The organism is Ornithinicoccus hortensis (genome assembly GCF_006716185.1).
In the GTDB taxonomy this organism is placed as follows: domain Bacteria; phylum Actinomycetota; class Actinomycetes; order Actinomycetales; family Dermatophilaceae; genus Ornithinicoccus; species Ornithinicoccus hortensis.
On the sequence record NZ_VFOP01000001.1, the window covers coordinates 3210447 to 3228481 of the forward strand.

Annotated in this window: 14 protein-coding genes; 12 read left to right on the top strand and 2 right to left on the bottom strand. The window is 73.4% G+C overall.

The genetic code is table 11. From position 1 onward, the window contains the following. Positions 1 to 63: 63 nt before the first annotated feature. The 12 genes from FB467_RS15020 (at position 64) to FB467_RS15070 (ending at position 12956) form a co-directional block, all read left to right on the top strand. Positions 64 to 1620 (top strand): phage tail sheath family protein, encoded by a 1557-nt coding sequence (locus tag FB467_RS15020; RefSeq protein ID WP_141785821.1) that lies wholly within the window; start codon positions 64 to 66, stop codon positions 1618 to 1620. Positions 1621 to 1671: 51 nt separating this feature from the next. Continuing rightward, the gene (locus tag FB467_RS15025) at positions 1672 to 2115 is read left to right on the top strand and encodes a phage tail protein (RefSeq protein WP_141785822.1); all 444 of its coding nucleotides are present in this window, start codon (positions 1672 to 1674) and stop codon (positions 2113 to 2115) included. Beyond that, on the top strand, positions 2115 to 2585 hold the full coding sequence (locus tag FB467_RS15030; protein ID WP_141785823.1) for a hypothetical protein: 471 nt from the start codon (positions 2115 to 2117) through the stop codon (positions 2583 to 2585). Before FB467_RS15025 ends, FB467_RS15030 begins: the two co-directional genes overlap by 1 nt. Further along, complete coding sequence (locus FB467_RS18570; protein WP_170230770.1) at positions 2582 to 2740, top strand: DUF6760 family protein; 159 nt, start codon at positions 2582 to 2584, stop codon at positions 2738 to 2740. The genes FB467_RS15030 and FB467_RS18570 overlap by 4 nt, the downstream gene beginning before the upstream one ends. A 3003-nt stretch (positions 2741 to 5743) precedes the next feature. Further along, positions 5744 to 6586 (top strand): hypothetical protein, encoded by an 843-nt coding sequence (locus FB467_RS15035; protein ID WP_141785824.1) that lies wholly within the window; start codon positions 5744 to 5746, stop codon positions 6584 to 6586. Between the two features lie 10 nt (positions 6587 to 6596). Continuing rightward, positions 6597 to 7028, top strand: coding sequence for a phage tail protein (locus FB467_RS15040; protein ID WP_141785825.1), 432 nt, complete (start codon positions 6597 to 6599; stop codon positions 7026 to 7028). 5 nt (positions 7029 to 7033) lie between these two features. Next, positions 7034 to 7834, top strand: a complete 801-nt coding sequence (locus tag FB467_RS15045) for a CIS tube protein (RefSeq protein ID WP_141785826.1) — start codon at positions 7034 to 7036, stop codon at positions 7832 to 7834. A gap of 3 nt (positions 7835 to 7837) precedes the next feature. Continuing rightward, positions 7838 to 9682, top strand: coding sequence for a VgrG-related protein (locus FB467_RS15050; protein WP_141785827.1), 1845 nt, complete (start codon positions 7838 to 7840; stop codon positions 9680 to 9682). Positions 9683 to 9733: 51 nt separating this feature from the next. Next, on the top strand, positions 9734 to 10015 hold the full coding sequence (locus FB467_RS15055; RefSeq protein ID WP_141785828.1) for a PAAR domain-containing protein: 282 nt from the start codon (positions 9734 to 9736) through the stop codon (positions 10013 to 10015). 4 nt (positions 10016 to 10019) lie between these two features. Continuing rightward, complete coding sequence (locus FB467_RS15060; protein ID WP_141785829.1) at positions 10020 to 10463, top strand: GPW/gp25 family protein; 444 nt, start codon at positions 10020 to 10022, stop codon at positions 10461 to 10463. 10 nt (positions 10464 to 10473) lie between these two features. After that, complete coding sequence (locus FB467_RS15065) at positions 10474 to 12423, top strand: putative baseplate assembly protein (protein WP_141785830.1); 1950 nt, start codon at positions 10474 to 10476, stop codon at positions 12421 to 12423. Beyond that, the gene (locus tag FB467_RS15070; RefSeq protein ID WP_141785831.1) at positions 12423 to 12956 is read left to right on the top strand and encodes a phage tail protein; all 534 of its coding nucleotides are present in this window, start codon (positions 12423 to 12425) and stop codon (positions 12954 to 12956) included. The genes FB467_RS15065 and FB467_RS15070 overlap by 1 nt, the downstream gene beginning before the upstream one ends. Here FB467_RS15070 and FB467_RS19400 read toward each other — a convergent pair. After that, entirely contained in the window at positions 12913 to 15816 is a 2904-nt protein-coding gene (locus tag FB467_RS19400) for an AfsR/SARP family transcriptional regulator (RefSeq protein ID WP_170230771.1), read from the bottom strand. The genes FB467_RS15070 and FB467_RS19400 overlap by 44 nt on opposite strands. Next, complete coding sequence (locus FB467_RS15080; protein ID WP_141785832.1) at positions 15813 to 17801, bottom strand: NlpC/P60 family protein; 1989 nt, start codon at positions 17799 to 17801, stop codon at positions 15813 to 15815. Before FB467_RS15080 ends, FB467_RS19400 begins: the two co-directional genes overlap by 4 nt. Positions 17802 to 18035: the final 234 nt, after the last annotated feature.

Consider the following 18035-nt stretch of genomic DNA (forward strand, 5'->3'; position numbering starts at 1 on the left):
CGGCCCTGTCCCGGACGGGGACACCGCAGCAGGCTGGCTGGCACCAACGATGAAGGAGGGCCCATGCCTACCTACCTCTCCCCAGGCGTCTATGTGGAGGAGGTGCCGGCCGGCTCCCGCCCGCTCGAGGGCGTGGGGACGGCAGTCGCCGCGTTCGTGGGCCTGGCCGCCCAGGGACCGTTCAACGAGCCGACCCTGGTGAGCAACTGGACCCAGTTCACCGCCACCTTCGGCGGGTTCATCCCCGGCTCCTACCTCGCCCCGTCCGTGCAGGGCTACTTCCTTAACGGTGGTGGCAACTGCTACGTCGTCCGGATCGGCCAGGAGAACGGGGGCGGCTCCCGTGGCTCCTCCCGCTCCAAGGCGACTCCGGAGCTCGCGCCCGGGCCGCAGGCCCAGCTGGGCCGGATCACCGTGCGCGCCCTGGACCCGGCGGCCGAGTCCGAGTCGATCACCGTCGAGATCGCCGACGCCGGGGGCGACTCGCCCAGCGACGACATGTTCAAGTTCGTCGTCAAGCAGGGCGGCAAGGTGGTCGAGGAGTACGACCGCGCGACGCTGAAGTCCGGCAAGGCCAACGTCGCCACCGTGGTCAACGCCGCGTCGAAGGTCGTCACCATCGAGGACGCCGGCAGCGGCTCCCTGGCCCGACCCGACTCGGGCGAGACCGCCCTGGCCACCCCACCGCCGCCGGCCGCGGTGCCCGCCAACATCGACGCCGACGACTACATGGGCGACGTCGCCGAACGCACCGGCTTCGCCGGGTTGGAGTCGGTCGACGAGGTCACCATGCTGTGCGTGCCGGACCTGATGAGCGCCTACCAACAGGGAGCCATCGACCTGGAGGCCGTGCAGGCCGTGCAATTGGGCATGATCGCCCACTGCGAGCTCATGGGTGACCGGATGGCGATCCTCGACCCACCGCCCGGGCTAAACTCCCAGCAGATCAAGGAATGGCGGGTGGAGGCGGCCGGCTACGACTCGCCCTACGCCACGCTCTACTGGCCCTGGATCAAGGTCCCCGACCCGATCAGCGGACAGATGACCTACATGCCGCCCTCCGGCCACCTGGCCGGCATCTGGGGCCGCAACGACGACACCCGTGGGGTCCACAAGGCACCGGCCAACGAGGTGGTCCGTGGCGCGGTCAGCCTGGAGATCCAGATCACCCGCAACGAGCACGACCTGCTGAACCCGGTGGGGATCAACTGCATCCGGTCCTTCCCCGGCCAGGGCATCCGGGTCTGGGGCGCCCGCACGCTGTCCTCGGATCCCGAGTGGCGCTACGTCAACATCCGCAGGCTGTTCAACTACCTGGAGGAGAGCATCCTGAACGGCACCAACTGGGCAGTCTTCGAGCCGAACGACCCGGCGTTGTGGGCCCGGTTGCGCCGCACGATCAGCGCCTTCCTGGTCAACGAGTGGCGCAAGGGCGCCCTGTTCGGCGCCACCCCGGACGAGGCCTTCTTCGTCAAGTGCGATGACGAGACCAACCCGGCCGAGGGGATCGACGCCGGCCAGGTGGTCTGCCTGGTCGGGGTGGCCCCGGTCAAGCCGGCCGAGTTCGTCATCTTCCGCCTGTCGCAGTTCTCCGGCGGCACCAGTCTGGTCTCCGAGTAGGGACCTTCCCCCCACCACACCCAGCCCACGACATACGAGAGGTGAGACGCCATGCCACTACCCGAGAACGACTCAGGTGTCGGCTATTCGTTCGGCCTGGAGGTCGACGGAGTCCAGATCCAGAAGATCCAGGAGATCAGCGGCCTGAAGATGGAGCAGGACGTGATCGAGCTCAAGCAGAACGACAAGGACGGGAAGTACACGGTCAAGAAGTTGCCGGGCCGCCCGAAGGCCGGGGAGCTCACGGTGACCCGTCCGCTGAGCGAGGACAACAGCTTCAAGGACTGGATCAAGGACTCCCAGTTCGGGAAGATGGGCGCCGTCCGCAAGGGCGGCTCGGTGATCATCTACGACTACGAGAACGGCCCGGTGGCCCGCTACAACTTCACCAACGCCTGGCCCAAGAGCCTGGAGATGAGCTCGCTGAAGGCCGGCGACACCTCCGTGCTCACCGAGAAGCTCGTGATCACCTACGAGACGCTCGAGGCTGAGTGATGCGCCGGTCGGCGGTCCTCCCGACTCCTGGTGACGAGCTTCCCGACACCGAGGGAGACGTCAGCGAGCGCCGTGAGGAGCGCCGAGCGGAGCCGGAGGTGCTGCGCACCGAGTTCTCCTTCGTTCTCCCGAGGGGGTATGTCGACAGTTCCGGGACGATCCACCGCGACGGCGTGATGCGGCTGGCCACGGCCCGGGACGAGTTGATCCCGCTCCGGGACGACCGGGTCCGGGACAACCCGGCCTGGCTGACCGTGGTGCTGCTGGGCCGGGTGGTGACCCGCCTCGGCACCATCGAGAACGTCCATGCCGAGATCATCCAGGACCTGTTCGCCGCCGACCTGGCGTTCCTGCAGGACCTGTACCGACGGATCAACCAGGAGGGCCACACCCGGGCCGCGGTCACCTGCCCGTCCTGCCGGGAATCCTTCGAGGTGGACATCGCCGGTGGTCGCCTGGGGGAATCGTGACGTACGCGCCCGAGCGTCTGTACGAGGAGGTCGCGTACGTCGCCTACCACTTCCACTGGTCCCTGGAGGACATCCTCGATCTCGAGCACCCCGAGCGCACCCGCTTCGTGACCGAGATCGGGAACCTGAACCGCCGGATCAGCGAAGGAGGCTGAGCCGTGGGTTGGTGGCCACGTGGCCGGCGGTCCGGCGCGGCGGGTCCGGGGACCGCATCCCCTCCGGACCCGCCAGCAGCCGCTGCCCCCGCCACTGGCCCTGCCGGTGTCGACCGGCCGCGGGCCCACGCAGACCCGGGGTGGTGGGTGCTCCCCCCGCTGCAGCGCAGCACGCACGGGGTCGAGGTGATCGCCCCGCTGGACCGGTTCGAGGCAGACCTGCGCAGTCACCAGGACCCCCGCTTCGTGGCGCCGCTCAGTCACCTGCGGAGCCCGACCGGCCCGTCCGGACGGGTCGAGGGGCTGGCCCGGTCCGGTCCGCCCGTGCACCTGACCGGCCTGCCGGAGTTCGTCGTGCGCGGCGCCTCCGAGGCCGCCCCTCAGCGTCGCCCGGGCGGCACCGTGCAACGCTTCGCCGACCCGGGCGGGTCGTCCGGCGCCCCGGTGATGGCGCCCGCTCCGGACTTTCCAGCACCGGACTTTCCCACTCCGACCGCTCCGGCCCCGGAGATTCCCGCCCCGGACTCGTCGGCGCCGGAGCAGGGAGGCGCCGAGGACGTCGCCGGTGTCGACGTGGCTACGGGCGCCGAGGAGGTGGCGGGGCAGCACGGCACGACGCCCGGCCCCACGGTGCAGCGGGCCGCGGCGCCCGACCCCACGGTGCAGCGGGACGTCGCGCCGACTCCCCTGCCCGTTCCTCCGTCGGCCCTTCCGCCCACACCACCCCCGGCGCTCCCACCGCTGTCGGTGTGGCGACTCCCCGTCGCCGCGCCGGAGCCACCCGCCAGGCTGCACGTCGACCTGCCCGAGCGGACGCCGGTCACGATGCCGGTGCTCGTCCCATCACCGACGCCCGCCCCCGAACGCCGCGAGCCACCCGGGACACCGGCCGTCACTGGGGCGATCCATGTCCCTGCTCCCCTGACACCGGCACCCGCCGATCCGCCTCCCGCACCGGTCCCGGACGCGTCGGCGGGTGCCGGGCCAGACCTTCCGCACCTTCCGCCTGCGAGCGCGCCGGAGCCCGACAGGCCTGTCTCGTCCGTCCAGCGCGCGGCACCCGTGCCCGAGCCCGACACCCTGCCCCGCCCCGTCCTCGACCAGGGCCCGACACTCGGCAGCACCACACCGGAGCAGGTCGGGACGCCGCCCGCGTCCGGATCCGTACCCGGGCCCGCCGAGCCGAGGGCCCCGAGGCACCGCCTGGCGATCGGCCTCCCCCTGGTGCAGCGTTCGACCGGGGCACCTCCCCCCGAGTCGCCTGCCGGCGAGTCGCCACTCATCGGGTCGTCCGTCGTCCGGCCGCCGGTCGCCGGGCCGTCCAGCGTCTTCGGACCCGTCGAAACGCCGCGTACCCATGTCGAAACACCGAGCCCCCACCACGGGACGACGGCAGCCCCGACAGCCGGTGACCTGACACCGCCACCCACTGCGGAAGCACAGGTCGAGGCCGGGCCGCTGCGCCCGCCGGAGCCAATGCCGGAGCCCAAAGTGAGCCGCACTGTGACGGACGACGCAACGACGACACACGACCCACCGGCGACCGACCTGCCAGGCGCCGACGCGCCGGTCGCAGACGCGCCGGTCGCAGAGGCGGAGGAAGTGCAGGAGTCGGCTCCCGATCTTTCGGCGGAGGACGTGCCGCTGACCGGCCTGGCGGAACCGCTGTCGGCAGCGCCGTCAGCGGCTGCGGGCGAGGCCCCCCGCGACGGGGCGGCCGAGGTACACCTTCCCCTGGCTGGCCCACAGGCCCCGCCGAGCGGAGGGCAGGCCCAGCAACCTCCACTCACGCTCAGCCGCCAGGTCGGGCCGGCCCCGGCACAAGGCCCCGGCGGAGAGAGTGACTCCTCCCGCGACGTCACCGAACCGGCCGTAGCGGTACCCCACCACGCTGTCGAGACACCGCCTCCCGATGCAAGCGGCCACACGCAGTCCGAGGGCACCCCGCTCAGCCCGGGCCAGCCGACGAGCTCACCGCCGAGGACGTCGTCCCTCCCGCTGAGCACCCAGCGGGTAGCGCTGCCCCAGTCCTCGGCCCCAGCGCAGTCGCCGACGCCCGGTCCGCCGGCACCAGCGGCGCCGTTGCTCGTGCCGCATCCCCCGACCTCCTCGGGAGGGTCCACCGCGCAGGCCCCGGCCGCCCCGAGGGCGTCATCGGTCGGCCCCGACCTCGTCGTCAGCCGACGGGTCGCCGACTCCACCCCGCCAGGCGGCCATAGGGAGGGCGCGGACGGCGGAGCGCAACGACCCGATACGACCCACGTCGGACCAACGCCGGACGGTCCGGCACCGATGCCCCCCGTAGGGCAGGTCGGCGACACGGTCACGGAGGCACTCCCCCCGGTCCAACGAGAGGTCGGGATGCCGCTCGTCACGGCGTCGCCCGTCGGGGAGGCGTCGCGGACCCACGAGGCACCAGAGGTCGACGACGGACCGGGGATCGACGATGCACCGCCGGCGGAGGAGGCACCACTCACCGGTGGGGCGTCACTGGCGGGTGCCGTGCTGCCGGCCGAGGAGGCTCTCCCGGCGGGCGCGTCACCGGCGACACCACCCGGACCACACAGCTCATCGCCATCGACCGGACAGTTGCCGGTGGTCGAGCGACTCGGCAAGGCACCGCCGTCCGGGGATTCCGGACCTATCGGCGGTCGCTCCCTCGACCTCGCGACCGGACGTCCCGGAGCAAGAACCTCGGCGCGTGAGGTCGTGCAGCGGCTGCCCGTGATCGAACGACCCACCCACGCACCCCTCACCGGCGAGCAGGCGCCGGTCACGGATCACACGGTGCACGCGGACCGCATACCCACGGCTGTTGAGGGGCCCCAGGGGGTAGCCGTACCGCACGCGGCCCACGTACCCCTGCCAGTCGACGCACCCCTCACCCTCGACGCACCCCATACGTTCGACTCGCCCCTCACGCTCGACGTACCGCGAACCGTTGCCGCCGAGCCGGCACCGACGGCGCACCACGACCACGCTTCCGGCAGCGGACTGCCCGTCGTGGCGCGGCTCGACCGGGCGCCGTTCGATCACGCGCCGCTCACCGGCGACGCGATTCCCCTGCCGCGGCCGGACGGCGGTCCCGGTGGGTCGTTGCGGGTCGGTCGGATGGTGTCGCCGTGGCCGCCTGCCGCAGGCGACGTCCCGCTCCAGCGCGCTCCCGCCACCTTCCCCGGGGACACCGGTCCCGCCGCAGCCCCCGCCACCGTCGAGCACGACCTGCCGACGGCACAGGCGCCCGTCCCGCTGCACCGGATGTTCTCCGGCGGCGCGGACGACGGTATTCCGGACGGGGCGGACCCCGCGGTTCCGACGGTGCAGCCCGGCGTTCCGACGTTGCCGCCAATCGAGCCCGTGCGCCGCCCGCGGTGGGGGGTCGGTGCCCCGACGGTCCAGCGCACGGCATACCCGGACGGCGGCGCGACGGGTCGTGCCGGCACACCGGCAGGGCCCGCCCTCACCGTGGGGATGCCCGTCGTCGGAGGACCCGGCGCCCCGCCCGCGTTCACCGACCTGCCGCAGGCTTCCGGCCCGGCCTCACCCTCGGGCACCTCGGGGTTCACCGAGGTGCTACTCCAGCGGTCGGCGGCGGAGCAGGACGGGGTGTCGGTCCAGACCATCCCCGCGCCGCCGCCGCGTCCGGAGCCCCCGGCGGACGTCGGCCCGGCCGCGGTGGACCAGGCCGCCAGCGCGGCGCCGGCCGACCCCGCGACCCTGCTGCCCACGGGTCGGGCACTGGACGAGCTGGTCGAGCGGATCTACGAGCCGCTCACCGCACGGCTGAGGACCGAGTTGTGGCTGGACCGGGAGCGGTCCGGCCTGATGGTCAACCTGCGACGGTGAGGAGGAGGACATGGCGGACGAGGAGCTGACGGTGACCACGTGCTGGGGCGTGGACGTCGGGGGCAAGATGCTGGGCTCCTTCATCACCTGCGAGGGGCTCGGGATGGAGCTGGTGATGGAGCAGCGCGAGGAGGGCGGCAACAACGGTTTCGTCTGGCAGCTGCCGACCCGGGTCAAGTACAGCAACGTCAAGTTGTCCCGGCCGATCTGCCAGGACACCGGGGAGGCGGTCAGCTGGCTCACCCGGATCGTGCAGAAGGCGGAGCCGGTCGGCGCCACCATCCGGGCGCTCACCGCAGACGGGCAGAACGTGGCCGTGTGGACCCTGCAGGGGGTCATCCCGGTGCGGTGGACCGGCCCCAGCATGTCCACCGACTCGGCCAAGGTCGCCACCGAGACCATCGAGCTGGCCCACCACGGCTTCACCGTCGGGAAGGGGTGAGGGTCATGTCCTCAGCGATGGCGCTGGCCGTGTCCGCGGCGGAGAAGTCGCCCCCGGTCCCCCCGGTGGCCGCGTCGGGGAAGGCCTCGTCCGCGGACAGCTCGCGGGCCCAGATGGAGCGCGCCAGGCTGGTCGTCTACGAGCTGCAGCCGGCCGCCGACGGCACCAACGCCAAGGTGGGCTCGACGCTGAGCGAGATCAGCTTCCAGTTCAACCCCAAGGAGGTGTCGATCCAGAAGCAGGCCAAGTGGGAGCGCACTCCCAGCGCCGGCGCCAAGAAGGCCGGTCCCCCGCAGTTCACTGGCGCGGACCCGTGCAAGCTCACCCTGGAGATGTTCCTGGACGCCACCGCGACGCACGACGCGAGCGTGGTCAGCACCGTCGAGAAGCTGTTCGCCTGCTGCGCGCCGACCGAGCAGAGCGCCGCCAAGGAGAAGCCCTCACCGCCGCTGGTCGCGCTGCACTGGGGCAAGGTCACCAGCTTCGCCGCGTTCATCACCTCGGTGAACGCCAAGTACACCCTGTTCAGCTCCGACGGCACCCCGATCCGCGCGCTGTGCCAGGTGTCGCTGGAGGAGATGCCGGTCGAGCCGTGGCGGCAGAACCCGACCTCCGGCGGCTTGGCGGTGCGCCGCGCCCACCAGCTGGTCGACGGCGACACGCTCGCCTCGGTGGCGTATGCCGAGTACGGCGACCCGAATCTGTGGCGCCCACTCGCCGCCTTCAACGGCATCGACGACCCGCTGCGGTTGCGCCGCGGCACGCGGCTGCTGTTGCCGACCCCGGACGAGCTGGGGGTGGTGTGACCCATGCCGATCAGCGGCAGCACCTGCCAGATCGAGGTCGACGGGCGAGCCCTCCCACAGGACATCGCCGGCCTGCTCACCGAGGCCTACGTCGACGACAGCCAACGGCTCCCGGACATGTTCGCCCTCCGGTTCCGGGACACCGGTCGCACGGTCGTGGCCAAGAGCGGGGCGAAGATCGGCGCGAAGGTGCGGATCTCGGTGCAGACGGTGGACGCGCGGTCCCCGGTGCTGCTGATGGTCGGTGAGGTGACCGCGGTCGAGGCGGAGTTCGACTCGGGCGGTTCGTTCACCGTGATCCGTGGCTACGACCCGGCGCACCGGCTCTTCCACGGGCGCCGCACCGTGGCCTACACCCAGGTCACCGCCTCCGACGTCGTGCGCACCGTGGTCCAGCGGGCTGGCCTGACCGTGGGGAAGATCACCAAGACCACCACCGTGCACGACCAGGTCTCGCAGTCCGGGCAGACCGACTGGGACTTCCTCGAGGGGCTGGCCCGCGAGGAGGGGATGGACCTGTGGGCCCGCGAGGGGAAGGTGCACTTCGACCGGCCCGAGGCCGCCTCATCCGCGCCCGCCGCCGGCGGCCCCGGCGCCCGGGTGCCGCTCGCCCTGCGGCTCGGGCAGGACCTGGTCCGGGCGCGGGTCGCCCTCAGCTCCGCCCAACAGGTCAAGGACGTCGAGGTCCGGGGCTGGGACGTGCAGACGAAGAAGGGGCTGACGGCCACCAAACCGGCGAAGACCGACAGCATCGACCTGCCGGACATGGACGCCCAGAAGCTGGCCAAGGTCTTCGGCAACGCTACCTACGTGTCGACCGACGTGCCGTTCGGGGTGCAGGCCGAGGTGGACCGGGCCGCCACGTCGCTGGCCGAGGAGGTCGCCGGGAGCTTCGCCTCGGTCGAGGGGCTGGTCCGCGGCAACCCGGCGCTGTGCGCCAACTGCGCGATCACCCTGGCCGGCCTGGGGTCGCCGTTCGACGGCAAGTACACGGTGAGTTCCACCCGGCACCGGTTCGACTCCACCGGCTACCTGACCACCTTCAGCGTGGCCGGCCGCAACGACCGCACCATGCTCGGCCTGGCGTCCTCCGGCCCGGCCGCTGTGGACGGGTCGGGGCGCCGGGGGCCGGTCGTCGGCGTGGTCAGCGACGTCAACGACCCGGACAAGATCGGCCGGGTCAGGGTGAGTATGCCGTGGCTCGACGCCGACTACGTCTCCCCCTGGGCCCGGACGGTCCACGCGGGCGCCGGCAAGGAGCGGGGCTGGTTGGTGCTGCCCGAGGTGGGCGACGAGGTGCTGGTCGACTTCGAGCGCGGTGACCCGCGCCGGCCCTACGTCCTCGGCGGTCTCTACAACGGGCTCGACGCTCCCCCCAGCAAGGGCGGGCCGGTGGTCGACGGCGGCAAGGGCGAGGTGAACCGCCGGTCGATGGTGTCCCGTCTCGGGCACCGCGTGGACCTGCTGGACCAGAAGGGCCAGTCCGACGGCGTCACCGTGCAGACCGCGGACGACAAGCTCGTCCTCACCCTCGACGCGGCCACCACCAAGATCACCCTGCACAGCGACGGGACGGTGCAGATCGAGGGCACCCAGGGGATCGTGGTCGACGCCGCCAACGCCAACCTGGACCTGAAGGGCGGCAAGGTCAACATCACCGGCCAGCAGGGAGTCGCCCTCACCAGCGACAGCGGCCAGGTCTCGGTCAAGGGCACCAACGTCTCGGTCCAGGCCAACGCCCAGCTGGCCCTCTCCGGCCTGACCAGCAAGCTCGAGGGCAGCACCATGGCGGAGGTCAAGGGGGGTGCCACCTGCGCGATCTCCGCGGCGATCGTGCGGATCAACTGACCACGGGACCCGGTTGAGCGGGCCCACGGCATACGGAAGGAGGCGGTCCCCGTGCCACCAGCAGCCAGGGTCGGCGACCCGACGGGACACCCCGGCACGGTCGGGCCCCCGGGCGTGCCCACCGTGCTGATCGGCGGGCTCCCGGCCGCGACCGTCGGCACCCAACACCTGTGCGCCTTCCCGGGCGTGCCCCCGCACCCGCCGACCGTGATCCTCCCCCCGGGCTGCCCGACCGTGCTGATCGGCGGTCTGCCGGCGGCCCGGATGGGCGACCTGTCCGCCTGTGGGGCACCGATCGTGATGGGTTGCCCGACCGTCATGATCGGAGGATGAGCAGATGAGCGGCTACCTCGACTCGGGGATCGACTTCGTGGGGGCCGGGTGGGCCTACCCGCTCGGCGTCGACGCGACCGGCCGGATCGCGCTGGTGGCCCGCGACCGGGAGATCCAGGAGTCGCTGCGGCTGATCCTGGGCACCGTCCCGGGCGAGCGCCCGATGCGGCCGGAGTTCGGCTGCCGGATCCACGAGCACGTCTTCGGCCCGGCGAACCTGACCACGGCCGGGCGGGTGGCGCACGACGTCCGCGAGGCCATCGAGCGGTGGGAGCCGCGGGTGGACCTGCTCGACGTCGGCATCAGCTTCGACTCCCGGACCGAGGGGACGATGTATGTCGACATCCATTACACGCTGCGCGGCGACAACGACCCCCGCAACCTGGTCTTCCCGTTCTACGTGATCCCCGACGTCCCCGAGGGCCTGCCGGGCCCCGCACCGGAATAGGTGGTGCCCCGTGGTACTCCCCGCCCCCGACCTGGACGACCGCCGCTTCCAGCAACTCGTCGACGACGCCAAGCGGCTGGTGCAGCAACGTTGCCCCGCATGGACCGACCACAACGTGTCCGACCCCGGCGTGACACTCATCGAGGCGTTCGCGCAGATGGTCGACCAACTGATCTACCGGTTGAACCGGGTGCCGGACCGCAACTACGTGAAGTTCCTGGAGATGATCGGGGTCGAGCTGCGGTCGGCCGCAGCGGCCCGGGGGCCGGTGACCTTCTGGTTGTCCGCCCCGCAGCCGCAACCGGTCCTCGTGCGCGCCGGCTCCGAGGTGGCCACGCCGCGCACCGACGTGCAGGAACCGCTGGTCTTCAGCACCGTGCAGGACCTGGAGATCGTGCCCTGCTCGTTCGCCGCCTCGGCGGTGCGCACGGTCGGCGGGAACCCCGCCGAGACGACCCGCGCGCTGGGCAGCGACCAGGGCTTCGCCTGCTTCTCCCGGTCGCCCGAGGTCGGCGACGAGCTGCTGGTCGGGCTCTCCGACCCGGTCCCGTCCTGCGCCGTGCTGATCCGGATGGACTGCACCGTGGCGGGGGTCGGGGTGGACCCGCGCCGGCCGCCGCTGGTGTGGGAGGCGTGGCAGGGCAGCGACTGGGTCGCCTGCCAGGTCGACAGCGACGGGACCGGTGGGCTGAACCGCCCCGGCGACATCGTGCTGCACGTCCCGGACACCCACCAGGCCTCGGTGATCGCCCGGCACCGGGCCGGCTGGCTGCGCTGCCGGTTGGTCGAGGCGGAGCCGGACCAGCCCACCTACAGCGCCTCCCCCCGGATCATGGGCATCGAGGCGGTCACCGTCGGCGGCACCACCGGCTACGTGCACGCCGAGGTCGTGGGCCAGGAGGACCTCGGCCGCTCCGACGGCACCCCGGGTCAGCGGATGCCGCTGCGGCGCCACCCGGTGGTGCCCTCCGACGACCCCGTGGTCGTCGAGGTGGTCGGTGACTCCGGGACCGAGCTGTGGGAGCAGGTCGCCCACTTCGCCGCCTCGGGGGCCGAGGACCGCCACTTCCGTCTCGACGCGTATGCCGGGGAGGTCCAGTTCGGGCCCGCGGTCCGGCAGGCTGACGGCGGGCTGCGCCACTACGGCGCGGTGCCCCCGCGGGGGGCCGCCGTGCGGGTCAGCGGCTACCGCTGCGGCGGTGGGCGGCGGGGCAACGTCGCCACCGGCCAGATCCGGGTGCTGAAGTCCAGCGTGCCCTACGTCGGGCGGGTCGAGAACCGGTCCGCCGCGGTCGGCGGGGCCGACCCGGAGACGCTGGAGGACGCCAAGGTGCGCGGCCCCATGCTGCTCCGGTCGCGCGGGCGGGCGGTGACCGCCGAGGACTTCGAGGAGCTGGCGCACGAGGTGGCCCCCGACCTGGCCCGGGTCCAGTGCGTCACCAGCCAGGAGCCCGAGGAGGCCGGCGGGGTGCGGTTGCTGGTGGTGCCGCACGTCTCCAGCGACCCGGTCGGCCGGGTCGACCGGGTCGAGCTGGACCCTCCCGAGACGATGCTGCAACGGATCAGCGAGAGCCTGGAGACCCGCCGGCTGATCGGCACCCGGGTGCTGGTCACGCCCCCGGACTACGTGTGGGTGACGGCGGTGGTGAGCGTGACGGCCCGCCCGCAACACGACCCGCAGGAGGTCCGCGACGCGGTGCTGCAGGCGCTCTACCGGCACTTCCACCCACTGCGCGGGGGCCCGGACGGCACCGGGTGGCCGTTCGGCCGGCACGTGCAGGCGCACGAGCTGCATGCCGCCCTGGCCGGGGTGCCGGGGGTCGACATGTCCGAGGAGATCAGCATCGCGCTGTTCCCGGCCGAGGCCGGCAGCGGGCGGCGGGAGAAGGCCGTGCAGCGGGTCGACCTCGGCCCCACGTCGCTGGTCTACTCCTACGAGCACCAGGTCCGGGTGCGCTGATGCGCGGCACCGTCACCGGCCTGGTCTCCCCGCACCCGCTGGGCGAGACGCTGCCGGGCCTGTATGCCGAGGACGCGTTCGCCCAGGGGCTGTGCGCCGGGCTCGACGAGGTCCTGGCGCCGGTCATCGGCACGCTGGACAACCTGCCCGCCTACCTGGACCTGGCCACCGCCCCCGACGACCTGGTGCCGTGGCTGGCGCACTGGGTCGGCATGTCGGTGCAGGCCTCGATGCCGGTGGAGCGGCAACGGGAGCTGCTGCAGTCGGCCGTCGACCTGCAGGGTTGGCTCGGCACGCCCCGGGGTGTCCAGCTGTCCCTGGAGGCGCTCTTCGGGGCCACCGCGGTCGTCGAGGAGTCCGGTGGGTCCGCGTGGTCCACCGACCCGCACGCCGCCCTCCCCGGGGAGCCGGTGCCCTCGGTGACCGTGCGGGTCAGCGGGGTCGGTCCCGGTGTGGAGAGCGACCGGGTCGAGGCGGTCGTGGCCGCGGTCACCCCGGCGCACGTGCTGCGGCACGTCGAGGTATCGCCCTAGCCGAGGCGGTCAGCGGGGCCACCACGTGCACGTTGACCAGGTCCCGCACCCGGCTGTGCTCGGTCAGCGTGACCTGGGCGGCGCTGTGGTCCCCCAGCTGCTGCTGGATCCGGGCCAGCACGAGCCAGGCGGTGTCCCGCAACGGGTCGAGCTGCACGACCCGCTGCGCCTGCCACAGCCCCAGGTCCGGTCGGCCCCGGTCCAGGCAGGCGCGGGCCGACGCGGCCAGGGCACCGGCCAGGCCCAGCCGCAGCCGGTCGCGCTCGTCCACCACCCACTCGGCCGCCCCGACCTCCGGGAGCAGGTCGCCGCGGTAGAGCCGGATCAGGGCGCCGGCCTGCTCGGCGAGCTCCGCCGGGTCGGCGGTCGCCGAGGCCCGCTCGAGGCTGGTGGTCCCCCGCTCCAGGTCCTGGACGTCGACGGTGGCCCCCGGCAGCTGCAACCGGTAGGCGTCACCGTGCCGCTGGACCACCGTCGCCGGGAGGCCGTGGTCCTCCAGCAGCCGGCGGATGCTGGACACGGCGACCTGCAGTCGGCGGGTCCCGACGCCGAGCTGCGCGTCCGGCCACAGCCCGTCGATCAGGCGCTCCCGGTGCACGTCGACGCCGTGGTTCATGGCGAGCAGCATCAGCAGCAGCCGGGCCCGCGGGCGCAGCGGCAGGAGGTCGACGTCGCTGCCGTAGCACAGCCGGAACGCCCCCAGGCAGCTCACCCGGGCCTCCGGGGCTCGCGCCCCCGGGTCCTCGGCCCGGCGCGCGGCGCTGGGCTGGACCGCCGCGCGGCAGGCCACCAGGACCGTCGCGACGTTGTCGACCGCCGCCTCGCGGGCCAGGCCGGAGACGAGCCGGTCCGGCGCGGGCACCGGGGCGCCCGCGGCGGCCGCGTCCACCGCCAGGACGAGCGCCCGCACCCACAGCTCCAGGGCCGGCGCGCCCAGCTCGGCCGCCGTCGCCGCCGCACGGTCCAGGTGGTCGCGCGCCTCGGCATACTCCTCCTGGCGCGCGAGCGCGACCGCCGTCACCGCCCGGATCACCAGCTCGCCCCAGGCGTCCTGGTCCCGCTGGCAGGCGCCGATCGCGCTGCGGCACGCGGCGATCCGCCAGGACTGGCCGGCGGTCTCCAGGACCAGGCAGGCCTGCAGCCCCTGCGCGACCCGGGCCAGCCACGGGTACCCCTCGACGTCGGCCGTCAGGCTCAGGTCCTCCAGGGTGGCGCAGCAGGACCGCCGGTGACCGGCGGCCCCGACCTCCATCAGGGCGCCGAGCAGCCCCGCGGCGATCTTGGGCCAGGTGCCGTCGGTGAGGTCGGGATAGGCCCGGTCCAGCTCCAGCCGCGCCCTGGCGACCCGCCCGGCGAGCAGGTGCCCGATGGTGGCGACCACACCCCATACCGGGTCGGCGTCCCCGTCCGGCCCTGCCGCCGGCACCGGGGGCCCGACGCTGCGGGTCAGCGCCCGCACGGCACCGAGCGGCGAGCGGGACACGTCCGCGGTGGGGGCCCGCCCGCCCAGCCAGGCGCCGGCCTGCAGCCGCTGCGCGGCGCAGTGCGCGGCCAGGTCGGGGTCGTCGGCGGCCGCCTCGACCAGGCGCAGCGCCACCAGCGCGGCCTCCATCGAGCCCTGCCGCAGCAGGCGGCGGATCCGGGCGACGGCCAGCCACGGATCGTTCTGCTCGGCCGAGTCCAGGGCTCCCGAGGACAGCGGGCCGACGTCCGGGTCGGCGACCCCGGCACGCTCCCGGACCAACCGGGCGGCGGCACCCCAGTCACCGGCCCGCTTGTAGGCCCGCAGCGCCTCGGTGTGGTGCCCGGCGCGTTCCAGCAGGGCGGCGGCGCGGGCGTGCAGCCCGGTGACCTCGGCGGGCGCCAGCTCGTCCTCGAGCACCACCTCCAGATGGTCGCGCAGCACCTGGTGGTAGCGGTAGGTGAGGCCCTCGTCGGGGGTGGTCGTGAACAGCTGCCCGGACTCCAGGCCACGCAACACGCTCCTGCTGCCGCCCCGGTCCAGGAGTGCGTCGCACAGGGCGGGGTCCAGGATCCCCAGCGGCGCGGTCCGGAGCAGGAACTCCCGGTGCTCGGGCGAGAGCCCGTCGAGCACCGTCCTGGCCAGGTAGGACCGGATCAGCCGGGACCGGCCGTTGAGCCGGACCACCTCGGCCTCGCGCTCCACGTGGGTGAGCCCGCGCACCGACAGGTGGAACAGCTGCAGCGCGGCGGCGAGACCCCCGACCCGGCGGCACAGGAGGGCGGCCGCCTCGGGGGCCAACGGCTCGTCGTAGACGCTGCGGAACAGGTCCTCGACCTCCCAGGACCGGAACCGGAGGTCGTCCCCGGAGAGCTCGACCAGGTCGCCCGAGGCCAGCATCCGGCTGGTGTTGAAGGAGGGCGGCCGCCGCGACCCGAGGAGCACCCGGACCGAGGCGGGGCGCAGCAGCAGAAAGCGTTCCAGCGCGTCCTCGGCCGCGGTGCCGGCCAGGGCGTGCACGTCGTCGACGATGAGCAGCGACCCGTCCCGGGCGGGGTCGTCACCCAGCGCCGCGAGCAGCGCGTCGACCCCCGCACCCGCCGGGAGGTCCTGCCCGTCCGGGCCCAGCAGCGCCCGGGCCAGGTAGCGGACCACCGCCGGCTCGTCGTGGTCCTCGACCCCCGCGGTGAACCAGGCCGCGCTCCCGACGGAGGCCGCCACCCGGCCCAGGAGCGTGGTCTTGCCGGCCCCCGGGGGCGCCACCACCAGGGCCGTTCCCGGGGAGTCCGGGGACAGCAGGGCGTCCTCGAGCCGGGCGCGGACCAGGCCCACCGGCTTCGGGCACCGCGTCTTGAACGGCACGGTCACCGGGACCGTCCGCACAGGCGCGGGGATCATGACGACCAGTCCGGGTCGCCGGCCGCGGCGGCCTGCTCGAATCCGTCGGTGAGTCCGTCGCCGTCGGAGTCGACGAGCAACGGGTTGCTGCCCCGGGCCACCTCCCAGGCGTCGGAGAGCCCGTCCCCGTCGGTGTCGGCCGAGGTGGGGTCGAGCCCGGTCCGGATCTCGTAGGTGTCCGACAGCCCGTCGCCGTCGGTGTCGACGAAGCCGTTGCGGATGTTCTCGGCGAACTCGCCCCGGCCCACGACGCCGGCGATCCCGGGCAGCGAGCCCGCGTCGGTGCCCTCGGCCACCTCCTGGGCGTCCCCGATCCCGTCGCCGTCGGTGTCCGCGGACAGCGGGTCGGTCCGGGAGGCGATCGCCTCGTACCCGTCGCTCAGCCCGTCGCCGTCGGTGTCCGCGACCGTCGGGTCGGTCCCCGCCAGCGCCTCGAAGGCATCGGTGAGACCGTCGCCGTCGGTGTCGACCGACTGGTCCGGCGGCAACCCGGCGTCGATGAGGTCGTAGCCGGTGCCGACCGGCGCCTCCGGCTGCGGCGCCGGCGGCGGGGCCACCACCGGGGTGGTGGGCACCGGGACGGGGTCCTCGGTCATCCCCGGGATGACGCCGGCATACCGGAACCGGTCGCCGGCCTCCAGCACGGTCACCCCGGTGCCGGGGTTCGCCTCGACGGTGCGGCCGTCCCCGAGGCTGATCGCGACGTGCGCCCCCGGGGGCCGCGACCCCCCGGTCGGTTCGTAGGGGAAGTAGAACAGCAGGGCGCCCTTGGTGTGCAGGGCGTCCTCGACCGAGATCAGCGAGCCCTGCGACTTCAGCGAGAGGTACTGCTCCTGCGAGGAGCGCGGGATGTCCACGCCCACCTGCTCGGCCGCCCACTGGGCCAGCTCGGAGCAGTCGAAGGCGGTCGGGTCCGGCCCCACCGCGGTGGCCCCGAAGACGTACTCGTCGCCGAACTGGGCCAGGGCCGCGTCGACGAATCCGTCGGCCGCGCTCGTCGCGGAGCCCCAGGTCGGGGCCGCGTCCGCCGTGGCGCCTGCACCGTCGGCGGGGTGGTACGACACGCTCGTCACCGTCGGCGCCATCGTGGACGGAGGGGGTATGCCGTCAGCCGGGGCGGCGGGTGGCTGGACGTTGAGCGGTGGCTCGGTGAGTGGCGCCTCGGGCGGCGGCGGGTCGGGCAGCGGCACCCCGTCCCCGGCGTCCTGGACGAGCGGGTCGGTGCCGAAACTCACCTCCGCCGCGTCGGTGAGCCCGTCCGCGTCGGTGTCCCGCAGCGTGGGGTCGGTGCCCAACAGGTACTCCCGGGCATCGGACAGGCCGTCGCCGTCGGTGTCGATCTTCGTCGGGTCGCTGCGCAGCACACCGACCTCGATCGCGTCCGACAGCCCGTCACCGTCGGTGTCCGCGACCGTCGGGTCCGACGCGGCCGCCTGCTCCAACGCGTCGGTGAGGCCGTCGCCGTCGGTATCGGTCTGCATACCGGCCGTCACGGCCGCCGTCACCGTCTGCTGCTGCGCCTGCTGCACCTGCTGGGACGGCGCCTGCTGGACCGGTGGGACGGGCGGCTCCGGCGCCGGGCCGGTCGGTGCGGGGGCGTTGTAGCCGGACACCCCCGACCAGTCGCCCGGCACGCCGACCACGGCCTCGACGTCGTCCAGGTAGGTCCGGTAGTCGTGGGCCGTCCCCTTGTTGAAGTCGTGCGTGGTCGTCCACGGCCGCATGTCGATCCCGCCCCGGGAGATGTCGAAGGCGGCGCGGGCGTTGACCCGCGGATCGGAGAGGTCGCCCCACTGGTTGGTCCGCACCGCGGGGTCGATGTTGACCTGCCACAGGCCCCGGGAGTCCTCGCCCTGGTCGTTGACCGCGCTGAGGTTTCCCCCCGACTCGGCAAGGGCGATGGCGGTCCAGGTGGTCGCCTGGCTCGGACTGAAGCCGGCCTCCAGCGCAACCTGGTAGATCTGTTCGATCGAATACGTCGCCATGGCATGCTCCTAGCGCAGCCCGTGGCCCTCGGTGCTTGCCTCCCATCGTAGTGCGACTCCGGCTCCACGGCTAGGGAAAATCTTGACCAACCTGTAATGAGCCAGGAACGGTGCGCCGAAACCCTCATGAGGCGACCGCGACCTCCGCCTCACCCGGCCCTTGAATCACTCGCGTGTGAACAAGTGGGGCCTATGGCACCCAAAAGTTTCCACACGGGCGAACCCGTTGCGGAC

Bases quoted from the DNA above. Each gene is read 5' to 3' on its own strand.
- FB467_RS15030 (WP_141785823.1), top strand. From the start codon at position 2,115: ATGCGCCGGTCGGCGGTCCTCCCGACTCCTGGTGACGAGCTTCCCGAC.
- FB467_RS15025 (WP_141785822.1), top strand. From the start codon at position 1,672: ATGCCACTACCCGAGAACGACTCAGGTGTCGGCTATTCGTTCGGCCTG.
- FB467_RS19400 (WP_170230771.1), bottom strand. From the start codon at position 15,816: ATGATCCCCGCGCCTGTGCGGACGGTCCCGGTGACCGTGCCGTTCAAG.
- FB467_RS15045 (WP_141785826.1), top strand. From the start codon at position 7,034: ATGTCCTCAGCGATGGCGCTGGCCGTGTCCGCGGCGGAGAAGTCGCCC.
- FB467_RS15020 (WP_141785821.1), top strand. From the start codon at position 64: ATGCCTACCTACCTCTCCCCAGGCGTCTATGTGGAGGAGGTGCCGGCC.
- FB467_RS15060 (WP_141785829.1), top strand. From the start codon at position 10,020: ATGAGCGGCTACCTCGACTCGGGGATCGACTTCGTGGGGGCCGGGTGG.
- FB467_RS15050 (WP_141785827.1), top strand. From the start codon at position 7,838: ATGCCGATCAGCGGCAGCACCTGCCAGATCGAGGTCGACGGGCGAGCC.
- FB467_RS15040 (WP_141785825.1), top strand. From the start codon at position 6,597: ATGGCGGACGAGGAGCTGACGGTGACCACGTGCTGGGGCGTGGACGTC.
- FB467_RS15070 (WP_141785831.1), top strand. From the start codon at position 12,423: ATGCGCGGCACCGTCACCGGCCTGGTCTCCCCGCACCCGCTGGGCGAG.
- FB467_RS15080 (WP_141785832.1), bottom strand. From the start codon at position 17,801: ATGGCGACGTATTCGATCGAACAGATCTACCAGGTTGCGCTGGAGGCC.